This is a genomic window from Streptomyces sp. NPDC091279, from assembly GCF_044757465.1.
Taxonomy (GTDB): Bacteria; Actinomycetota; Actinomycetes; order Streptomycetales; family Streptomycetaceae; genus Streptomyces.
Window position 1 is genome coordinate 1 of the sequence record NZ_JBIVVA010000024.1, and the last position, 20,067, is coordinate 20,067.

Sequence of the window (20,067 nt, forward strand, 5' to 3'; positions counted from 1 at the left end):
TGCTCCGCGACGGCACCTTCTACGAACCCCGCACCCCCGAAACAGCCATCACATGACCAGCTCAAGCTTGACCAAGGACATAGAGGCACCCCCCCCCGAAGACGCCGCCCACACCACCTACACCGCCCACCACTGACACCGGACGCGCAGTCCTTCACAACCGACCAGATCCCCCACCCGAACGGGGGCCGCCGATGCCATGCCGCCCGACACTCCCCGCACACCCCCAGCCCCCAGCCCCCACGCCCCGGGTCCCCTCAACCCGCACGCCACGCACCCCCCTCAGTCCAACCGCCCCACACACTCCCCTCAACCCAACCGCCCCGCGCACTCCCCTAAGCCCGAACGCCCCGCAAACCAAACCCCCCGCGCCCGCGCGCCCCACGTACTCCCAGCCCGCGCACCCTCAAGCCCTCACACCCCCGCGCACTCCCCTCCCCCTGAACGACCCCGCCCCCCCCTGGGCCCTCGCCCCGCACACTCCCCCAAGCCCGCACCCCTCGCGCACTCCCTTCACCCCGGCACACCCGGCATAACCCCCTGCGCCCGCGCGCCCCACGTACCCCCAGCCCTCAGCACCCTGCCCACCTTCCCAACCCCGAACGACCCCGCCCCCCTGGGCCCCCGCCCCGCAACCCCCTCAAGCCCGCACCCCGCACACACTCCCCCAAGCCCGCACGCCCGGCGTACCCCCTGAGCCCCCATGCCCACGCCCCGTGCCCCGCACGCCCCCGCACACCCGGCGTACCTCTCCAAGCCCCCGTGCCCCGCACGCCCCCTCACCCCGCACCCTCCCCGCACCCCCCACAAACACGCCCCCCACACCCCCCACTCCCCGCACCACACCCCCCGCCCGTCTCACCGGCCCCACCCCTCCCGCCCCGCCAAGCCTGCCGCCACCGCCCCCTCCGTACCGCCCCCGCCGCCCGCGCCTTCGCCACGCAGTGCACCGGCAGCAGGCTCAGCCCCCACCCGCCCGCGGCGACCGTGCCTTCCAACGCCCCGGCGTCGGACGCCAGGGCGAGCCGCAAGACCGCCCACCACCACAGCAAGCCCAACACAGCCAGCACCGCCCACCACCACAGCGCCCCCGACACAGCCAGCACCCCCCGGCGCACTATCGGCCCTGTCATCAGCTCACCACCTCCAGCCCGACGCCGGAACGCCGTTCTCGACCCGAGCCCCCGAGAAACAGCGCACCGGCACCGTCCAAGGCACTGCCACCCGCCCGCCCGAGCCGCCGCTAACCGTTCTCGGCCTGGAACATCCAGTGGTGCTTCTCCAGATCCGCCGTGATCTGGATGAAGATGTCCTGGCTGACGGGGTCCGCCTCCCCGGTCGAGCCGACCCGCTCCCGCATCCGCACGATCACCGCGCCCAGCGCGTCCACGAGGGTGCCCACCGCGTCCGCGTCCTTGATCCAGCCGTCGCCGACCGCCCCGATCCCGCTGCCCGCGGCGACGGTGGCGGCGCGGCCGTCCGGTGAGACGCCCAGCGCGGAGGCCCGTTCGGCGACCGTGTCGGAGTGGGTGCGCGCGGTGTCGACGACCTCGTCGAGTTGGAGGTGGACGGAGCGGAAGCGCGGTCCGACGACGTTCCAGTGCACCTGCTTGGCGACCAGGGAGAGATCCACCAGGTCGACGAGGGCGCCTTGGAGGGCCTCGGAGACGGTGGTGAGGTCAGAGTCGGACAGGGGGCTTTTCACGACGTACATCCGTGGTGCTCCGATCGCTGGGTCCGGCCCCGAGTTCCGCCCCTCCACGATGCACGAAAGCCCCGGCCGTCGCCTCTCCGGAGGAACCGGAGAGAACCCCGACCGGGGCCCGCACACTTCTCACGCACGTGACGCCGTGCGCACACTCAACCCAGACATGCTGTCGCCGAACGGATCACCGTCAGGCGGATCGCCGTCGACCACGTCGCCCTCAGACAGATCGCCGTCGACCAGGTCACCGTCAGACGGACTGCCCTCAGACGTGATCCCGCGTCCGCAACGCGAGGATCACGCGGCGACCACGTCCACCGCTTCCGCGGGCGCCTTGATGGTCACCCGTTCCGGCGGCACACCGGTCACCGAGACGGAACCCAGCATCGGGCGTACCGGCGCCGGTACGGTCTCGCTGGCCGCGGCAGACTGGGCCAGCTCGGCGAGGGCGAGCTCGTCGCTCACTTCCCGCATCAGCTCGGACATCCGTACGTCCAGCGCGTCGCAGATGGCGGACAGCAGCTCGGAGGATGCCTCCTTCTGCCCCCGCTCCACCTCGGAGAGATAGCCGAGTGAGACTCGGGCGGACGAGGAGACTTCGCGCAGAGTACGGCCCTGGCGCTGGCGCTGCCGACGCAGCACGTCACCCAACAGGCGACGGAGCAGAATCATCGGTGGCTCCCTCCTCGGACCGCGTAGCCGCATCCTTCACGCCCCACCGTACCGCCTTGCGCCGCGGCCGTGCGGGGAGCGATGTCGTGTTCACTCAGGGCTGCAAACATCAAAACCCCCCGTTCTGTTCCGTATCCTGTGCCCGCTCATTCCCGGTCTGTTCGCTCAGCAGCTCGCTCAGGAGCAGGGTGAGCACGCTGCGTACACTCTCCTTACGAATTTCCGCGCGGTCACCGTTCAACCGCAGGGACGCCACTTTTCCGCCACCGGCAGAACTCGCATCCGTTCCGGACGGGCCGGCCACGGCGACGAAAACCGTTCCGACGGGCTGCCCGTCCTGCGGCTCAGGCCCCGCGACCCCGGTGGTCGCGATGCCCCAGTCGGCGCCGAGCGCGGTCCGCACGCCGGCCGCCATCTCGCCCGCGACCTGCGCATCCACCGCTCCCCGCTGCGCCAGCAGGGTGGCATCGACGCCCAGCAGCCGGTGCTTCAGGTCGGTCGCGTAGGGGGTGACCCCACCACGGAAGGCCTGGGAGGCACCGGGGACCGAGGTGATCTCCGCCGCGACCAATCCGCCCGTCAGCGACTCGGCGACCGCGACGGTCCACCTTCTCACCGTCAGTAGTCGCACCACGTCAGTGGCTGCGGAACTCACGCTTCCGTCTCCTCCGACGCCGCCGCGCGGGCGGCTATTCCCTGTCTGCGCAGCACAATGGCCTGTTTCACGTAGTCGAGTCCGGTCACCACGGTCAACACGACCGCCGCGGCCATCACCCAGAACCTCAGAGTGGCCAGCCACTCCGTGAGCGGCAACACATACATGCCGACGGCCACACCCTGCGTGAGCGTCTTGAGCTTGCCGCCCCGGCTCGCCGGGATCACCCCGTACCGGATGACCAGGAAACGCATGAGCGTGATCCCGAGTTCCCGGCCGAGGATGACGATCGTCACCCACCACGGCAGGTCACCCAGCGCGGAGAGGCAGACCAGCGCGGCCCCCATGATCGCCTTGTCGGCGATGGGGTCGGCGATCTTCCCGAAGTCGGTGACGAGGTCGTAGGCGCGGGCCAGATGACCGTCGAACAGGTCGGTGATCATGGCGACCGCGAAGGCCGCCCAGGCGAACGCGCGCCATGCCGGGTCGTACCCCCCGTCCGCGAGCATCAGGGCGACGAAGCCGGGGACGAGGACCAGCCGGAGCATGGTCAGCAGGTTGGCGATGTTCCAGACGCTGGCCTGGTTGACGGCGGCCGCGACGACCTTCGCGCCACGCGCCGGCCGCGCACCCCCCTGCACCCCGTCCGGCCCGGAGTCACCCCCGTCGTCCGAAAAACCGCCCGGCTCCCCCGGAGAACCGACCGGACCGGCCGGAGCAGAACCGACGGGAGATGAAGCGGCCGAAGGAGAACCGGCCGGGGAGGACCCGCCCGGAGAGACACCGGAGACGGTCGGCGGAGCATCCACGGAGGCCGACGGAGCCGAGGAGGCGTCCGGGGCCTTCGGGTGAACGTCGGAGGTGGCGCCCTGCGCGCCGGAGGAGCCGTTCGCCGCCGATGCCGGCACTCCGGTCATCTGCCCGCCTCCTCACTACACGCGAGCGAGCCGGGGAGCGGCTCGGCCACCAGGTCGACACCTTCCGTGCCGATCACCTTCGCCTCGACCATACGGCCGACGGACAGCCCCTCGCCGCTCGTGAGCAGCACCTGCCCGTCGGTCTCGGGCGCCTGGTGCGCGCCCCGGCCGTACGCGCCGTCCTCGCCGCCGACCGACTCGACGAGCACCTGCACGGTCTCGCCCACCCGCTCCTCGGCGCGCTGCGAGACCAGTTCCTCGGCGAGCCGGGAGACCCGGGCGAGGCGTGCGGCGACGACGTCCTCGTCGAGCTTGTTCTCGTAGCCGGCGGCCTCGGTGCCGTCCTCGTCGGAGTAGCCGAAGACCCCGATGGCGTCCAGCCGGGCGCCGTTCAGGAAGCGCTCCAGCTCGGCCAGGTCGGATTCGCTCTCGCCGGGGAAGCCGACGATGAAGTTGGAGCGCGCGCCCGCCTGCGGGGCCTTGCTCCGGATGGTGTCGAGCAGCTCCAGGAACCGGTCCGTGTCGCCGAAGCGGCGCATGGCGCGCAGCACACCGGGGGCGGAGTGCTGGAAGGACAGGTCGAAGTAGGGGGCGATCTTGGGCGTCGACGTGAGGACGTCGATCAGCCCGGGGCGCATCTCGGCCGGCTGGAGGTAGCTGACCCGCACCCGCTCGATGCCGTCGACGTCGGCCAGCTCGGGCAGCAGGGACTCCAGGAGGCGGATGTCGCCCAGGTCCTTGCCGTAGGAGGTGTTGTTCTCGGAGACGAGCATGACCTCGGTGACGCCCTGCTCGGCCAGCCAGCGCGTCTCGTTCAGGACATCGGCCGGGCGGCGGGAGATGAAGGAGCCGCGGAAGGACGGGATGGCGCAGAAGGAGCAACGGCGGTCACAGCCGGAGGCCAGCTTCACCGAGGCGACCGGGTTGCCGTCGAGGCGGCGGCGCAGCGGCGCGCGGGGGCCCGAGGCCGGGGCGAGGCCGTCGGGGAGGTCGGCCGGGGCGTGCCCGGGCAGGGCGACACCGGCCGCGGAGTCCTGCCGTTCGGCGGGGCTGATGGGGAGCAGCTTGCGCCGGTCGCGCGGGGTGTGGGAGGCGTGGATGCCGCCGTTGAGGATGGTCTGGAGGCGGTCGGAGATGTCGGCGTAGTCGTCGAAGCCGAGCACGCCGTCGGCCTCGGGCAGCGCCTCGGCCAAGTCCTTGCCGTACCGCTCGGCCATGCAGCCCACCGCCACCACGGCCTGGGTTCTGCCGTGGTTCTTGAGGTCGTTGGCCTCCAGGAGGGCGTCGACGGAGTCCTTCTTGGCGGCCTCGACGAAGCCGCACGTGTTGACGACGGCGACGTCCGCTTGCTCGGCGTCCTGGACCAGCTCCCAGCCGTCCGCCTCCAAGCGGCCTGCGAGCTCCTCCGAGTCCACCTCGTTACGGGCGCAGCCAAGGGTGACGAGTGCGACGGTACGGCGTTCAGGCATGGGCTCAAGACTACTTCGTCCCACTGACACCCCCCGCCGACGGGGGCGGGGCCCGTCCGAACCGGACGGGCCCCGCTTCCCTGCGCCGCGCTCAGCCGGCCTGCGGATCGCCCTTGGTGTACGTGAGGCGTTCCACGGAACCCTGGCGGAAGTCGTCCTCGATCTTCTTGCCGTTGACGTAGAGCTGGATGGCTCCGGCGTCCCCGAGCACGAGGTTGATCTTGTCGCTGTCCTGGAAGGTCTTGGACTCGCCCTGCTTGAGGAGTCCGTCGAACAGCAGGCGGCCGTTGTGGTCCTTGGCCGAGATCCAGCTGCGTCCGTCGGGGGCGCTGACCTGGACGGTGACCTTGTCCTGGGGCGCGGCGGCGATCGCGCTGTCGGAGGGGTCGTTCTTCGGGGTGCCGGAGGCGTCGGTCCCCGGGCTCGGGGCGGCGGACTTCGTGGGTTTGGGTGAGGGTTCGTCGGCGACCTGGGTGCTGGAGCGGCCGTCGTCGCCGCTCTTGAACGCGGTGAAGCCGACGAAGGCGACCACGGCGACGATCGCGGCGACCATGGCGGCCGTCCAGTTCGGCCCGCGCCGCTCGGGGCGGATACGTTCCGCCTCGAACAGGGGGGCCGCCGGGGTCGGCGCCGGGAGGCCACCGCGCTCGGCGCTGAACTGGTCGAGCAGCGGCTCGGGGTCGAGGTGGACGGCCCTGGCCAGGGTCCTGATGTGGCCCCGGGCGTAGACGTCACCGCCGCACGGGGTGAAGTCGTCCGCCTCGATGGCGTGCACGATGGCGATGCGGACCCGGGTGGCGTTGCTGATGTCGTCGACGGTCAGCCCGGCCGCGACACGCGCCCGGCGCAGGGCGTCGCCGACGGAGGGGCCGGATGCGGGATGGGCTTCGGACGGACGCTCGTCTTCAGGAGAGTTTCCGATGGACACGGGGGCGCCTTTCGAGCGTTTAGCCACCTGTGCTGGAGGTTTCAGTCTATGGGGGGTACGAAAGGGTGGGGCAACCGGGCGGCGGGAGTTTGTAGCCCATCGGTATGGCCGGACACGCCGATGGCGGGGTTCTGCTCTTGTTCTCTCAACTTGACGTGCGCCGAAGGGAAACGGTTGCTCAACGATCCCTTACGGGTGAGTCACGATGAACCATTCGCCTGCCCTCAAGCCGTGTGTCTCATTCCTGGCCCCGGATGACGGCGAGCACCCCATCCAGTTCGTCCGGCTTGATGAGCACGTCGCGGGCCTTCGAGCCCTCGCTCGGCCCCACGACCCCCCGTGACTCCATGAGGTCCATGAGCCGCCCGGCCTTGGCGAATCCGACGCGCAGCTTGCGCTGGAGCATGGACGTCGATCCGAACTGCGTGGAGACGACCAGTTCGGCCGCCTGGCACAGCAGGTCGAGGTCGTCGCCGATCTCCTCGTCGATCTCCTTCTTCTGCTTGCTGCCGACGGTGACGTCGTCGCGGAAGACGGGCGCCATCTGGTCCTTGCAGTGCTGGACGACGGCCGCGACCTCGTCCTCGGTGACGAAGGCGCCCTGCATGCGGGTGGGTTTGTTGGCGCCCATCGGCAGGAAGAGGCCGTCGCCCTTGCCGATCAGCTTCTCGGCGCCGGGCTGGTCGAGGATGACGCGGCTGTCGGCGAGCGAGGAGGTCGCGAAGGCGAGCCGGGAGGGCACGTTCGCCTTGATCAGGCCGGTGACGACGTCGACGGAGGGGCGCTGGGTGGCGAGGACCAGGTGGATGCCGGCGGCGCGGGCGAGCTGCGTGATGCGCACGATCGAGTCCTCGACGTCACGCGGGGCGACCATCATGAGGTCGGCCAGCTCGTCGACGATCACCAGCAGGTACGGGTAGGTCTTCAGCTCCCGTTCGCTGCCCTCCGGCGTCTTCAGCTTGCCGTCGCGAATGGCCTGGTTGAAGTCGTCGATGTGCCGGTAGCCGAAGGCGGCGAGGTCGTCGTAGCGCAGGTCCATCTCGCGCACCACCCACTGGAGGGCCTCGGCGGCCCGCTTGGGGTTGGTGATGATCGGCGTGATCAGGTGCGGGATGCCCTCGTAGGCGGTCAGTTCGACGCGCTTGGGGTCGACGAGGACCATCCGCACGTCCTCGGGGGTGGCACGGACCATGACCGAGGTGATCAGGCAGTTGATGCACGACGACTTGCCGGAACCGGTGGCTCCGGCGACCAGGACGTGCGGCATCTTCGCCATGTTGGCCATGACGTAGCCGCCCTCGACGTCCTTGCCGAGCGCGACGAGCATCGGGTGGTCGTCCTCGGCCGCCGCAGCGAGCCGCAGCACGTCGCCGAGGTTGACCATCTCGCGGTCGGTGTTGGGGATCTCGATGCCGACGGCGGACTTGCCGGGGATCGGCGAGATGATCCGGACGTCGGGGCTGGCGACGGCGTAGGCGATGTTCTTGGTGAGCGCGGTGATCCGCTCGACCTTGACGGCCGGGCCCAGCTCAACCTCGTAGCGGGTGACCGTCGGCCCGCGCGTGAACCCGGTGACGGCGGCGTCGACCTTGAACTCGGTGAAGACGGTGGTCAGCGAGGCGACGACGGCGTCGTTGGCGGCGCTGCGCGACTTCCCGGGCCCCCCGCGCGTGAGGAGGTCGAGGGACGGCAGCGCGTAGGTGATGTCGCCGGAGAGCTGGAGCTGCTCCGCGCGGGCGGGCAGATCACGCAACGGGGCCTCGGGCGCGGCCTTGGTGAGGTCCGGCACGGAGTCCGTGGACAGCCGCTCCTGCTTCTCGCGCCGGGGGCGCGCGGCCGGCACCGGGGTGGGCGTCGGCGTGGTCTCCTCGCGGTCCCCGACGGTGACGCCCTGGGTGAGGTCCGCGACCAGCGGCGACGGCGGCATCCCGTGCATCACGGCCCCGTCGAGCGCGGCGGCCGCGGCGGCGGCGACGTCCACGGCGTCCATCGGCCGCTGTCCGTCGGGCCGCGCCATCGCCGACCGCCGGGGGCGGCCACGGCGCCGGGAGAGCGCCTCCTGCTCGGCGTCGTCGGGGTCGTAGCCGTCCGGGCCGGGGCCGCGCCTGCGGGGCTTCGCGGGCAGCGCCTCGCGCCACTGCTCGTCGTAGCGCTGGTCGTCGTCGCGGCCGAACGCGTCGTACAGCTCGGGGTCGTGGACGATGCCGAGCTTCACGCCGAGGAGTCTGAGGCGCTGCGGGATCGCGTTGACCGGCGTGGCCGTCACGACGAGCAGCCCGAACACGGTCAGCAGCACGAGCAGCGGTACGGCGAGGACCTCGCCCATGGTGTACGTCAGCGGGGTGGCCGCCGCCCAGCCGATCAGGCCGCCGGCGTCCCTTATGGCCTGCATGCCGTCGCTGCGGGCGGGCGAGCCGCACGCCAGGTGGACCTGGCCGAGCACGCCGACGACGAGCGCGGAGAGGCCGATCACGATGCGCCCGTTGGCCTCGGGCTTCTCGGGGTGGCGGATGAAACGCACGGCGATGACGGCGAGCAGTATCGGCACCAGCAGGTCGAGGCGGCCGAACGCGCCGGTCACCAGGATCTCGACGAGGTCGCCGACCGGGCCGCGCAGGTCGGCCCAGGTGCCCGCGGCGACGATCAGCGCGACAGCGAACAGCAGCAGGGCGACTCCGTCCTTGCGGTGGGCCGGGTCGAGGTTCTTCGCGCCGGTCCCTATGCCCCGGAACACGGCGCCCACGGCGTGGGCCAGGCCCAGCCAGAGGGCGCGCACCAGCCGGTAGACGCCCCCGGTGGGGCTGGGCGCCGGCTTCGGGGGCGGTGCCTTGCGGGTCACGGCCCTCTTCGCGGGCGCCCGCTTCGCCGGGGGCTTCTTCGCGGCGGCCTTCTTCGCCGGAGCCGCCGCCTTCTTCGCGGGCTGCTTCTTGGCAGCGGAGGGACGTGAGGCCATAGGTGTGAGGTTACCGGGGGAGGCGCCGTGGGACACGTGTGCCCGACGCTTCACCCGTTCGTGTCGCCCCGGCCGGGGACCGGAACTGACGCGTCCTCATCCCCAACGGCCCGGCCCCCGGCGTCAGTTCTGCGAGGGGACCGACGATGTGTTCCCGGCGCCCGGCTCCAGCGCGTCCAGTGCCCGCCGCAGACCGGTGAGTTTGCGTTCGAGATGGGCCGCCGTGGCGACCGCGGCCGCGTCCGCCGACTCGTCGTCGAGCTGTTTGGACAGCGCCTCGGCCTGCTCCTCGACCGCCGCGAGCCGCGCCGACAGTTCGGCGAGCAGCCCGGCCGGTTCCTTGGCGCCGTCGGCGTCGGTCCTGCCGCCCTCCAGTTGGAGACGCAGCAGGGCCGCCTGCTCCCGCAACTGGCAGTTCTTCATGTACAGCTCGACGAAGACGGACACCTTCGCGCGCAATACCCACGGGTCGAACGGCTTCGAGATGTAGTCCACCGCGCCGGCCGCGTAGCCGCGGAAGGTGTGGTGGGGACCGTGGTTGATCGCGGTGAGGAAGATGATCGGGATGTCCCGGGTCCGCTCCCGCCGTTTGATGTGTGCGGCCGTCTCAAATCCGTCCATGCCCGGCATCTGGACATCGAGCAGGATGACCGCGAAGTCGTCCGTCAGCAGCGCCTTGAGCGCTTCCTCCCCGGACGATGCCCGCACCAGTGTCTGATCGAGCGCGGAGAGAATGGCCTCCAGCGCCAGCAGATTCTCCGGCCGGTCATCGACCAGGAGGATCTTGGCCTTCTGCACCATGGCCCGCCCTCCTCGCCCCGGCTTGGGGCCTCCCCTGTCCGCAGGACTTGGGATGACACCCGCGGGTGCCGCCCCAGGGGACGACTCCCTTGCGTCGTCCGTCCTTGTGCCGGTCATCGTAGCCGCACCCCGCCCGTCGCCACACCCTGTCACCGTGATGTCACTGTGCACGAAGCGGGAACGCGGTGGAAGACCAGAAGGTTCCCCGATTCCCGCACCTCTACACGGCTTCGGGCACACTCGGTCGGCAACGTCGTGTGAACAACGGTGTTTCCCGTCACTCTCCCCGCATCCACTGCTGCATCACGGACAACAGGTGATCGGGATCGACGGGCTTGGTGACGTAGTCGGAGGCGCCCGACTCGATCGCCTTCTCCCGGTCGCCCTTCATCGCCTTCGCGGTCAGCGCGACGATCGGCAGCCCCGCGAACTGCGGCATACGCCGGATCGCCGACGTCGTCGCGTAGCCGTCCATCTCGGGCATCATGATGTCCATCAGAACGACCGCCACGTCGTCGTGCTGCTCCAGGACCTCGATGCCCTCCCGGCCGTTCTCGGCGTACAGCACCGACAGGCCGTGCTGCTCCAGGACGCTGGTCAGGGCGAAGACGTTACGGATGTCGTCGTCGACGATCAGCACCTTCTCGCCGCCGAACCGGATGCCCCGCGACGACGGCGCCGGTGGCTGCGGTTCGGTGGGAATCCAGCGTTCCGGGCCGCCGGACGGCAGTTGCTCCAGGTCGAAGCCGGGGCGGCGACGGCGCCTGAAGAGCGCGGCGGCGCCGTTCTGGGTCTCCTGGTAGGACTTCACCTCGGCCGGCGTCTCGATCGCCGTGTCGGCCCGCTGGGTCAACTCCGCGACGCCCACCGGATCGACCGGTTCCAGGACGGGCGGCGGCTGCTGATAGCCGTTCGGCGGCAGCTCGCTGGGGTGCAGCGGCAGATACAGCGTGAACGTCGATCCGCGGCCCGGCTCGCTCTGCGCGTGGATCTCACCGCCGAGCAGCTGCGCGATCTCCCGCGAGATGGACAGCCCGAGGCCGGTGCCGCCGTACTTGCGGCTGGTCGTGCCGTCGGCCTGCTTGAACGCCTCGAAGATGACCCGCATCTTGCTCGCCGCGATCCCGATGCCGGTGTCGGTCACCGAGAACGCGATGAGCCGCGCGTCCGCGTCCCGCAGTGAACCGGCCTCCAGCAGCTGCTCCCGGATGGACTGCGGGACATCCCCGCCGGCCGGCCTGATCACCAGCTCCACCGACCCGGAGTCGGTGAACTTCACCGCGTTCGACAGCAGGTTGCGCAGCACCTGGAGGAGCCGTTGCTCGTCGGTGTGCAGGGTCGCCGGGAGCTCCGGGGAGACCCGCACGGACAGGTCGAGGCCCTTCTCCGCGGTGAGCGGACGGAAGGTGGCCTCCACGTAGTCGACGAGCTGGACGAGCGCGATGCGCGTCGGGGAGACGTCCATCTTGCCCGCCTCGACCTTCGACAGGTCGAGGATGTCGTTGATCAGCTGGAGCAGGTCGGAGCCCGCCCCGTGGATCGTCTCGGCGAACTCGACCTGCTTGGGCGTCAGGTTGGCGTCCGCGTTGTCGGCGAGGAGCTTGGCCAGGATGAGCAGCGAGTTGAGCGGGGTGCGCAGCTCGTGCGACATGTTGGCGAGGAACTCGCTCTTGTAGCGCATCGACACCGCGAGTTGCTCGGCGCGCTCCTCCAGGACCTGCCGGGCCTCCTCGATCTCGGTGTTCTTCACCTCGATGTCACGGTTCTGCTGGGCCAGCAGCTCGGCCTTCTCCTCCAGTTCGGCGTTGGACGCCTGGAGGGCCTTCTGCCGGTTCTCCAACTCGGCGGAACGTTCGCGCAGTTGCTCGGTCAGCTCCTGCGACTGCTTCAGCAGCACTTCCGTCTTGGTGTTCACGGAGATGGTGTTGACGCTCGTCGCGATCATCTCGGCGATCTGGTTGAGGAAGTCCTTCTGGATGTGCGTGAACGGCGTGAACGACGCCAGTTCGATCACCCCGAGGACCTGCCCCTCGAACAGCACCGGCAACACGATCACCTGCGCGGGCGGCGCCTCACCGAGCCCCGAGGAGATCTTCAGATAGCCGCTGGGCGCGTTCTCCACCAGGATCGTGCGCTTCTCCTGCGCGGCCGTCCCGATCAGCGCCTCACCGGGCCTGAACGACGTCGGCATCGACCCCATCGAGTAGCCGTACGAGCCGAGCATCCGCAGCTCGTAGGCGTCCTCACCGGCGTGCGGGTCCTTGCCGTCGACCAGCGGCAGCGCCAGGAAGAACGCGCCGTGCTGCGCCGACACCACCGGCGTCAGCTCGCTCATGATCAGGGAGGCCACGTCCTGGAGGTCCCGGCGCCCCTGCATCAGGGCGGAGATGCGGGCCAGGTTGCCCTTGAGCCAGTCCTGCTCCTTGTTGGCGATCGTGGTGTCCCGCAGGTTGGCGATCATCTTGTTGATGTAGTCCTGGAGTTCCTGGATCTCGCCGGACGCGTCGACGTCGATCTTCAGGTTCAGGTCACCGCGGGTCACCGCGGTCGCCACGCGCGCGATGGCACGCACCTGCCGGGTGAGGTTCCCGGCCATCTCGTTCACGGACTCGGTCAGGTCGCGCCAGGTGCCGTCGACGTCACGCACGCGTGCCTGGCCGCCGAGCTGCCCCTCGGTGCCCACCTCGCGGGCGACGCGGGTGACCTCCTCGGCGAACGACGACAGCTGGTCGACCATCGTGTTGATGGTCGTCTTCAGTTCGAGGATCTCCCCGCGCGCGTCGATGTCGATCTTCTTGGTGAGGTCGCCCTTGGCGATGGCGGTGGTGACCATGGCGATGTTGCGGACCTGCCCGGTCAGGTTGGACGCCATCTGGTTCACCGACTCGGTGAGGTCCTTCCAGGTGCCCGCCACACCCGGCACCCGCGCCTGACCGCCCAGGATGCCGTCCGTGCCCACCTCGCGGGCCACCTTGGTGACCTGGTCGGCGAACGAACTCAGCGTCTTCACCATGGTGTTGAACGTGTCGGCGAGCTGCGCGACCTCACCGCGCGCCTCGATCGTCACCGTCCGCGTCAGGTCGCCGTTGGCGACGGCCGCCGCGACCTGGGAGATGTTGCGCACCTGCATGGTCAGGTTCTTGGCCATCAGGTTGACGTTGCCGCTGAGGTCCTTCCAGATGCCCGTGACGCCGGGCACGTGCGCCTGGCCGCCGAGGATGCCCTCGGTGCCCACCTCGCGGGCCACCCGCGTCACCTGCTCGGCGAACGAGGACAGCTGGTCGACCATGGTGTTGACGGTGGTGACGAGTTCGAGGATCTCGCCCTTCGCGTCGACGGTGATCTTCTTCGACAGGTCACCCTTGGCGACCGCGGTGGTGACCTCGGCGATCTGACGCACCTGGATGGTCAGGTTGTTCGCCATGAAGTTCACCGACTGGGTGAGGTCCTTCCAGGTGCCGGAGACGCCCTGCACCTCGGCCTGGCCGCCCAACTGGCCCTCCGTGCCCACCTCACGGGCGACGCGGGTGACCTCCTCCGCGAACGACGACAGCTGGTCCACCATCGTGTTCAGGGTGTTCTTCAGCTCCAGGATCTCCCCGCGCGCGTCCACGGTGATCTTCTGGGAGAGGTCACCGCGCGCGACCGCCGTGGCGACCTGCGCGATGTTGCGGACCTGCGCGGTGAGGTTGCCGGCCATGCCGTTCACCGAGTCGGTCAGGTCCCGCCAGACACCGGCCACTCCGGGCACCTGCGCCTGACCGCCAAGGCGGCCTTCGGTGCCCACCTCGCGGGCGACGCGGGTGACCTGGTCGGCGAAGCCGGAGAGCTGGTCGACCATCGTGTTGATGGTGTTCTTCAGCTCCAGGATCTCGCCGCGCGCGTCGACGTCGATCTTCTGGGAGAGGTCGCCGCGCGCCACCGCCGTCGTCACCTGGGCGATGTTGCGGACCTGGGCGGTGAGGTTGCCCGCCATGCCGTTGACGGAGTCGGTCAGCTCCTTCCACGTCCCGGCCACCCCCGGCACCGCCGCCTGACCGCCGAGGCGGCCCTCGGTGCCCACGTCCCTGGCCATCCGGGTCACCTGGTCGGCGAAGGACGACAGCTGGTCCACCATCGTGTTCACGGTGTTCTTCAGCTGGAGCATCTCGCCGGAGACGTCCACGGTGACCTTCTGCGACAGGTCGCCGTTGGCCACCGCCGTCGTCACCTGGGCGATGTTGCGGACCTGCCCGGTGAGGTTGCGGAAGGCGGTGTTCACGGAGTCCGTGAGGTCCTTCCAGGTACCGGCCGCTCCCGGCACCTGCGCCTGGCCGCCCAGCTCGCCCTCGACACCGACCTCCCGGGCCACCCGGGTGACCTCGGAGCCGAAGGAGGACAGCTGGTCCACCATGCCGTTGACGGTGTTCTTCAGCTCCAGCATCTCGCCGGCCACGTCGACGGTGACCTTCTGCGAGAGGTCGCCGTTGGCCACCGCCGTCGTCACCGCGGCGATGTCGCGCACCTGGGTCGTCAGGTTCCGGAACACCGTGTTGACGGAGTCCGTGAGGTCCTTCCAGGTACCGGCCGCGCCCGGCACGTTCGCCTGACCGCCCAGCTGGCCCGCCGCGCCGACCTCGTTGGCCACGCGCGTGACCTCGTCCGCGAAGATCCGCAGCGTCTCGGTCATCTGGTTGATGGTGTCCGCGAGCTGCGCGACCTCGCCGCGCGCCGACACGGTCACCTTGCGCGAGAGGTCACCGTTGGCGACCGCCGTGGTCACCTCCGCGATCCCGCGCACCTGGGCCGTGAGGTTGCCGGCCATGAGGTTCACCGAATCGGTGAGGTCCTTCCACACCCCGGCCACACCCGGCACCCGCGCCTGGCCGCCCAGCTCGCCCTCGGTGCCCACCTCACGGGCGACCCGCGTCACCTCGGAGGAGAACGACGACAGCTGATCGACCATCGTGTTGACGGTGTTCTTCAGCTCCAGCATCTCGCCGGCCACGTGCACCGTGACCTTGCGCGACAGATCGCCCTTGGCCACGGCCGTCGTCACCAGCGCGATGTCCCGCACCTGCGCGGTCAGCCGGTAGGCCATCGTGTTGACGGAGTCCGTGAGGTCCTTCCACGAACCCGACATGCCCCGCACGCGTGCCTGCCCGCCGAGCTTGCCCTCGGTGCCCACCTCACTGGCCACCCGCGTGACCTCGTCGGTGAACGTCGACAACTGGTCGACGAGGTTGTTGACGGTCCGCCCGACCTTCAGGAACTCCCCGCGCAACGGATGCCCGGTGCCGTCCGGCGCCTGCGTCCGCAGCTCCATCCGTGGCGACAGATCACCGTCGGCCACCGCCGACAGCACCCGCCCGACCTCGGAGACAGGGCGTACCAGGTCGTCCACGAGCGCGTTGGAGGCCTCCACGGCCGCCGCCCAGGACCCCTCCCCCGCGCCCGTCTCCAGCCGCTCGGTGAGCTTGCCCTCACGGCCGACCATGCGCCGCACGCGCGACAGCTCGCCCGTGAGATGCAGATTGCGATCGGCGACCTCGTTGAAGACGGCGGCGATCTCCGCCATCACGCCGTCGCCGGACACCGTGAGCCGCTTGCGGAAGTTACCGTCCCGCATCGACACCAGAGCGCCCATCAGCCGGTTCAGCTCCGCCGTGTCCACGGCGGTGGTACCGCCCCGCGTTCTGCTCTGGCTCTTCGGGGACTGTCCGCCTTTCGCGCGCGTCTTCGTGCCCCGCGTCGCTGCGCCAGACTCCACTTGTCCCTCCCGCAGGGGTTCGACCGTCACCGCTGTGCTCGCGTGCTACTTGCTCGGCGTATGCATCACCGCCGCTACTGTCAGGTAATCGTGCTCAATGCAATCAGGTCGCACCGAGGGACCGCTGCCCGTCTTGCGACGAAGACACCCGCTCTCCTCGGACCTTCCTCAGAAGCTTGCCCAGTGTTTCACCCTGCTCGAACCAGGCGATAACAGTTCGGCAGCTTCGCACACGGTCCGCACACCCTCTGGGCGAAAACACTCCGGACCGGCATCGGCATGGACGGCGAAGGTAAGTAACCTGGCATGCGGCTGTCCAGCCGCACCGGTCCGTCCGGCCTGGGCGGTGGCACGAGAACGAGCGGTATCGGAGGGGCGGCCGGCACATGACCACCGGACTGATCCCGGGGGGACAACCCCCGGACCACGGGCCGACGGGCGGTCTGCCGCAACAGCGGCGGGACCCGGCCGGACCCGCAGCCCAGCACGTCGACAACCGGCCGAGGAGTTCCGTGATCACCGCGCGCGCGGCAGCCAGCTTCGAACCCGTCGGGCGTTCGGTCGCGACCGCCCGCTCGTTCGTCCGCGACACCCTCCAGGGCTGGGGCTTCGCCGACATCGTCGACGACGCCGTCGTCCTCACCAGTGAACTCGTCACCAACGCCGTCGTCCACGCGGGCACCTCCGCCGACGTCCTGTGCCTGCGCAGTGACGAAGGTGTGCGGATCGAGGTGGCAGATCGTTACCCGGAACGTGAGATTCCACTCCAGGGCCACCCCGCCACCATGGGCAGCCCCGACCGGGAGGGCGGCCGAGGCCTCCAGCTCTGCGCGGCCCTGGCCGGCCGCTGGGGCGTCGAGTACACGCCCACCCACAAGCAGGTGTGGTTCCAGCTCCACCTCCCCCAGCGCGCCATCGGCACCCGCACCGCGGGCCCCTCCCTCCCCGCCGAGCTGCTCCCGCTGGCCGACGGCCGGGTACGCGTCGCCGTCGTCCAGATCGACCGCACGGGCGCGGTCTCCGCGTGGAACGAGGACGCCGAGGAACTCTTCGGCTACCCGGCCGACCAGATCATCGGCAAGCCCCTCACCGACTTCGCCGCCTGGCCGCACACCCCGGGCACCAGCACCGGCGTCGTCGAGGCCCTCCAACTCTCCCGCTGGGAGGGCAGTTACGGCATCAGGGGCGCCGACGGCCGCGTCACCCCCGTCTACGCCTCCCACCTGCGCGTCCGCGACACCGGAGGCGAGCCCTCCACCGTCTGCCTCCTGGTCCGCGACCACGAACGCGCCGTGCTCCAGACGCCGTCACGCGTCCCCGCCTCCGACAACGGCAGCCACGCCGAGGGCCCGAACGCGGACCCCTTCGAGGTCTTCATCGGCTCCCCCGCCCCTGACGACCTCGACGGCCTCCTCCAGCGCACGGTCGAACGCGCCCGCGACATGCTCGACGGCGACTCCGCCTTCCTCCTCCTGGCGACCGACGACGAGACGGAGTTGGAGGTCCGCGCCTCCACCGGCCTGCCCTCCGCCCGCCAGCGCTTCGCCCGGGTGCCCGTCGAGGCGGGCCCCGGCCGCTACGGCTCGGCCCGCATGCCGGCCGTCCACGACGACCTGATGGCCGTCCCGGGCGCCGTTCCGCTCCTCAACGGCACCGGCATGCGCGCGGTCGTCACCGTGCCCCTCAAGGTCGAGGGCCGCCTCACCGGCTCCCTCGGCGTCGCGGCCGAGAGCCCCGGAAGATACTCGAACGAGGAGGCACTGCGCCTCCAGTTCGCCGCGGACCGCATCGCCCTGGCCGTCGAGTCGGCCCGCCTGGGCGAGCTGGAACGGCTGCGCCGAGGCTCGCTCAGCTTCCTCGTCGAGGCCTCCGACCTGCTCGCCGGCACCCTGGACCGCGACCAGACCCTCGCCCTGATGGCCCAGATGACGGTGCCCACCCTCGCCACCTGGTGCGCCGTCTACACCATCGCCGACCAGGCCTCGGAGCCGTACCTCTCCTACGTTCTGCACGAGGACGAGGAACTGATCGACGGCATCAAGTCGTTGCTGTCGAAGATCTCCCCGCCCGAACCGGTGCCGACCCCGGGCGCCCGCGTCTGGGCGGCCCCCGGCGAGGTGGCCCACCAGGCGGCCCTGCGCAGCTCCATGCGGAGCCTGGGCCTGTCCGGCGGCCCGACCCCGCAGCTCTCCTCCGGCATCGGCCCGACCCTGGCGACGGCGTCCGCGGTCGGTGGCGAAACGGTCGTGCTGCCGTTGGTCGCGCGCAACCGCGTGATCGGCATGCTCACCCTGGGCAAACCGACCGACGAGCACTTCCGCCAGGAAATCCTGGAGCTGGCCGAGGACTTGAGCCGCCGGGCCGCGCTCGCCCTCGACAACGCCCGCCTCTACTCCGAGCGCACGATGATCAGCCAGTCCCTCCAGCGCAGCCTTCTGCCACCGGAACTGCCGGTGATCGACGGCGTCGAGGTCGAGGTCATCTACCGAGCGGCCGGCGAGGGCAACGAAGTCGGCGGCGACTTCTACGACCTCTTCCCGATCAGCGACGGCGCGTACGGCTTCGCGATCGGCGACGTCTGCGGCACCGGCCCCAACGCGGCGGCGGTGACGGGCCTGGCCCGCCACGCCCTGCGGCTGCTCGCCCGGGAGGGCCTCAGCGGCCCCGCGGTCCTGGAGCGCCTGAACTCCGCGATCCTCGACGAGGGCGCCCGCAGCCGCTTCCTGACGCTGCTGTACGGCGAGTTGAGGCCGCAGGAGGACGGCAGCGCGGAGCTGAAGGTGGTCTGCGCGGGACACCCGCTGCCACTGCGCCTGCGCCAGGACGGCACCGTCGAGCCGGCCGCCGAACCTCAGCCCCTGCTCGGCGTCATGGAGGACCTGGAGCTGTACGAGCAGCGGGTCACCCTCGACCCGGGCGATGTCCTCCTCTGCGTCACCGACGGCGTCACGGAACGCCGCGAGGGCACCCGCATGCTGGGCGACGACGGCCTCAGCGATGTCCTCACGACGTGCACGGGCCTCACGGCGGGCGCGGTCGCGGCGCGCATCATGCGCGCGGTGGAGCGCTTCGCGTCGGACGCCCCGTCGGACGACATGGCGATCCTCGCGATGCGCGTCCCCGGCCTCCAGACGGACTGAAAAGCCCCCGGGCACGAGAAAGGCCCCGCCCAATTGGGCGGGGCCTTTCTTGATGGAGCCCCCAAACGGAATCGAACCGTTGACCTTCTCCTTACCATGGAGACGCTCTACCGACTGAGCTATGGGGGCCAGTTGCTCTTCGAGGTTTCCCCCGTGGCAACGGAATAGATCATACCCCGAACAACGTCGTGGTCCCAACCAGGTACAGGGGCTCAGAAGGCGGGCTGCAACAGCCCCCCGAGCGCGTTGCACGCGGACACGATCCGCTGCATGTCCCGCTTGGTCAACGTGGCGTCCACGGGTAGCGCGAGCGTCTCGTCGGCGGCCCGTTCGGTCTCCGGCAGCGACACACAGCGCCGGAACTCCGGCAGCCGGTGCACGGGCGTCTTCACGGGCACCCGGCAGTCAACTCCCTTGGCCCGCAGGGCTCGTGCGAACGCGTCCCGGTCGGGCCGCCCGTTGCCGGGGACCCGGACGACGTAGTTCTGGTAGGTGTGCCCGTCGCCACCGTCGGGCGTCCGTACCCCGCGCAGCTTGGCGTCCAGGTAGGAGGCCCGTTCCCGCCGCTGCGCGACCTCGTCGTACGGCGCCTCGGACTCGCCCTGCTCCAGGACCAGCACCCCGTGCCGCTGCCCGAGCGTGTGCAACGACGTGAGGTCAGCGGGCCGCCCGAAGCGGTGAACGACCACGACAGCCGCGGTCCGCGGGGTCATGGCGGCCTCGACGGCGGAGGCGTCCAGGCAGTACGTCGTCGGATCTATGTCGGCGAAGACCGGCATCGCCCCGACGAGGGTGGCGGTCTCGGCCAGCTCGACGTTCCCGAAGGCCGGTACGACGACCTCGTCGCCGAGGCCTATGCCGGCGGCCCTGAGCATTGCAGCAGTACCCATGCCGCAGATGCTGGTTGCGCAACGTGAACACCAGGTGACGGAGAACAAAAAAGGGCTGGACCGGGAATCGAAATTCCTGGTCCAGCCCTTTTGAATGATTGTTCGGCGGCGTCCTACTCTCCCACAGGGTCCCCCCTGCAGTACCATCGGCGCTGTGAGGCTTAGCTTCCGGGTTCGAAATGTAACCG

At 70.3% G+C, this 20,067-nt stretch carries 12 protein-coding genes, 1 tRNA gene and 1 rRNA gene; 1 reads left to right on the forward strand and 13 read right to left on the reverse strand.

What is annotated here, in order from left to right; all coding sequences use genetic code 11:
- Window positions 1-779 precede the first annotated feature (779 nt).
- The 10 genes from ACIQOU_RS36105 to ACIQOU_RS36150 all read right to left on the reverse strand — a co-directional run bounded on the left by ACIQOU_RS36105 (window position 780) and on the right by ACIQOU_RS36150 (window position 15,849).
- Window positions 780-1,133: a hypothetical protein gene (locus ACIQOU_RS36105; protein WP_401544609.1), complete on the reverse strand. Its 354-nt coding sequence runs from the start codon at window positions 1,131-1,133 to the stop codon at window positions 780-782.
- Window positions 1,134-1,243: 110 nt separating this feature from the next.
- Window positions 1,244-1,714 carry a Dps family protein gene (locus tag ACIQOU_RS36110; RefSeq protein WP_401544611.1) on the reverse strand — a complete coding sequence of 157 codons (471 nt, stop codon included), beginning with the start codon at window positions 1,712-1,714 and terminating at the stop codon, window positions 1,244-1,246.
- A gap of 288 nt (window positions 1,715-2,002) precedes the next feature.
- Window positions 2,003-2,377 (reverse strand): helix-turn-helix transcriptional regulator, encoded by a 375-nt coding sequence (locus ACIQOU_RS36115; protein WP_361952391.1) that lies wholly within the window; start codon window positions 2,375-2,377, stop codon window positions 2,003-2,005.
- 109 nt (window positions 2,378-2,486) lie between these two features.
- Window positions 2,487-3,032, reverse strand: coding sequence for a CinA family protein (locus ACIQOU_RS36120; RefSeq protein ID WP_401544614.1), 546 nt, complete (start codon window positions 3,030-3,032; stop codon window positions 2,487-2,489).
- Window positions 3,029-3,949 (reverse strand): CDP-diacylglycerol--glycerol-3-phosphate 3-phosphatidyltransferase, encoded by a 921-nt coding sequence (gene pgsA, locus ACIQOU_RS36125; RefSeq protein WP_401544616.1) that lies wholly within the window; start codon window positions 3,947-3,949, stop codon window positions 3,029-3,031. The genes ACIQOU_RS36120 and pgsA overlap by 4 nt, the downstream gene beginning before the upstream one ends.
- Window positions 3,946-5,418, reverse strand: coding sequence for a 30S ribosomal protein S12 methylthiotransferase RimO (gene rimO / locus ACIQOU_RS36130; RefSeq protein WP_401544618.1), 1,473 nt, complete (start codon window positions 5,416-5,418; stop codon window positions 3,946-3,948). Before rimO ends, pgsA begins: the two co-directional genes overlap by 4 nt.
- A 91-nt stretch (window positions 5,419-5,509) precedes the next feature.
- On the reverse strand, window positions 5,510-6,346 hold the full coding sequence (locus ACIQOU_RS36135; protein WP_401544620.1) for a helix-turn-helix domain-containing protein: 837 nt from the start codon (window positions 6,344-6,346) through the stop codon (window positions 5,510-5,512).
- A gap of 238 nt (window positions 6,347-6,584) precedes the next feature.
- Window positions 6,585-9,299, reverse strand: coding sequence for a DNA translocase FtsK (locus ACIQOU_RS36140; protein ID WP_401544623.1), 2,715 nt, complete (start codon window positions 9,297-9,299; stop codon window positions 6,585-6,587).
- Between the two features lie 123 nt (window positions 9,300-9,422).
- A complete protein-coding gene (locus ACIQOU_RS36145; RefSeq protein WP_401544626.1) occupies window positions 9,423-10,100 on the reverse strand; it encodes a two-component system response regulator in 678 nt (225 codons plus the stop codon).
- Window positions 10,101-10,377: 277 nt separating this feature from the next.
- Window positions 10,378-15,849 carry a HAMP domain-containing protein gene (locus ACIQOU_RS36150; RefSeq protein ID WP_401544628.1) on the reverse strand — a complete coding sequence of 1,824 codons (5,472 nt, stop codon included), beginning with the start codon at window positions 15,847-15,849 and terminating at the stop codon, window positions 10,378-10,380.
- A 386-nt stretch (window positions 15,850-16,235) separates the two neighbouring features.
- Here ACIQOU_RS36150 and ACIQOU_RS36155 point away from each other — a divergent pair, with 386 nt between their 5' ends.
- The gene (locus ACIQOU_RS36155) at window positions 16,236-18,989 is read left to right on the forward strand and encodes a SpoIIE family protein phosphatase (RefSeq protein WP_401544631.1); all 2,754 of its coding nucleotides are present in this window, start codon (window positions 16,236-16,238) and stop codon (window positions 18,987-18,989) included.
- 53 nt (window positions 18,990-19,042) lie between these two features.
- Here the strand turns inward: ACIQOU_RS36155 and ACIQOU_RS36160 are convergent.
- The 3 genes from ACIQOU_RS36160 to rrf form a co-directional block, all read right to left on the reverse strand.
- A tRNA-Thr gene (locus ACIQOU_RS36160) sits at window positions 19,043-19,118 on the reverse strand.
- A gap of 83 nt (window positions 19,119-19,201) precedes the next feature.
- The gene (locus ACIQOU_RS36165; RefSeq protein WP_401544634.1) at window positions 19,202-19,864 is read right to left on the reverse strand and encodes a DegT/DnrJ/EryC1/StrS family aminotransferase; all 663 of its coding nucleotides are present in this window, start codon (window positions 19,862-19,864) and stop codon (window positions 19,202-19,204) included.
- 115 nt (window positions 19,865-19,979) lie between these two features.
- A 5S ribosomal RNA gene (gene rrf, locus ACIQOU_RS36170) occupies window positions 19,980-20,067 on the reverse strand; the annotation flags it as partial.

What these genes read in the sequence shown, in the direction of transcription:
- ACIQOU_RS36105 (WP_401544609.1), bottom strand. Translation starts at nt 1,133, where the DNA reads ATGACAGGGCCGATAGTGCGCCGGGGGGTGCTGGCTGTGTCGGGGGCG.
- ACIQOU_RS36110 (WP_401544611.1), bottom strand. Translation starts at nt 1,714, where the DNA reads ATGTACGTCGTGAAAAGCCCCCTGTCCGACTCTGACCTCACCACCGTC.
- ACIQOU_RS36115 (WP_361952391.1), bottom strand. Translation starts at nt 2,377, where the DNA reads ATGATTCTGCTCCGTCGCCTGTTGGGTGACGTGCTGCGTCGGCAGCGC.
- pgsA (WP_401544616.1), bottom strand. Translation starts at nt 3,949, where the DNA reads ATGACCGGAGTGCCGGCATCGGCGGCGAACGGCTCCTCCGGCGCGCAG.
- rimO (WP_401544618.1), bottom strand. Translation starts at nt 5,418, where the DNA reads ATGCCTGAACGCCGTACCGTCGCACTCGTCACCCTTGGCTGCGCCCGT.
- ACIQOU_RS36140 (WP_401544623.1), bottom strand. Translation starts at nt 9,299, where the DNA reads ATGGCCTCACGTCCCTCCGCTGCCAAGAAGCAGCCCGCGAAGAAGGCG.
- ACIQOU_RS36145 (WP_401544626.1), bottom strand. Translation starts at nt 10,100, where the DNA reads ATGGTGCAGAAGGCCAAGATCCTCCTGGTCGATGACCGGCCGGAGAAT.
- ACIQOU_RS36155 (WP_401544631.1), top strand. Translation starts at nt 16,236, where the DNA reads ATGACCACCGGACTGATCCCGGGGGGACAACCCCCGGACCACGGGCCG.
- ACIQOU_RS36165 (WP_401544634.1), bottom strand. Translation starts at nt 19,864, where the DNA reads ATGCTCAGGGCCGCCGGCATAGGCCTCGGCGACGAGGTCGTCGTACCG.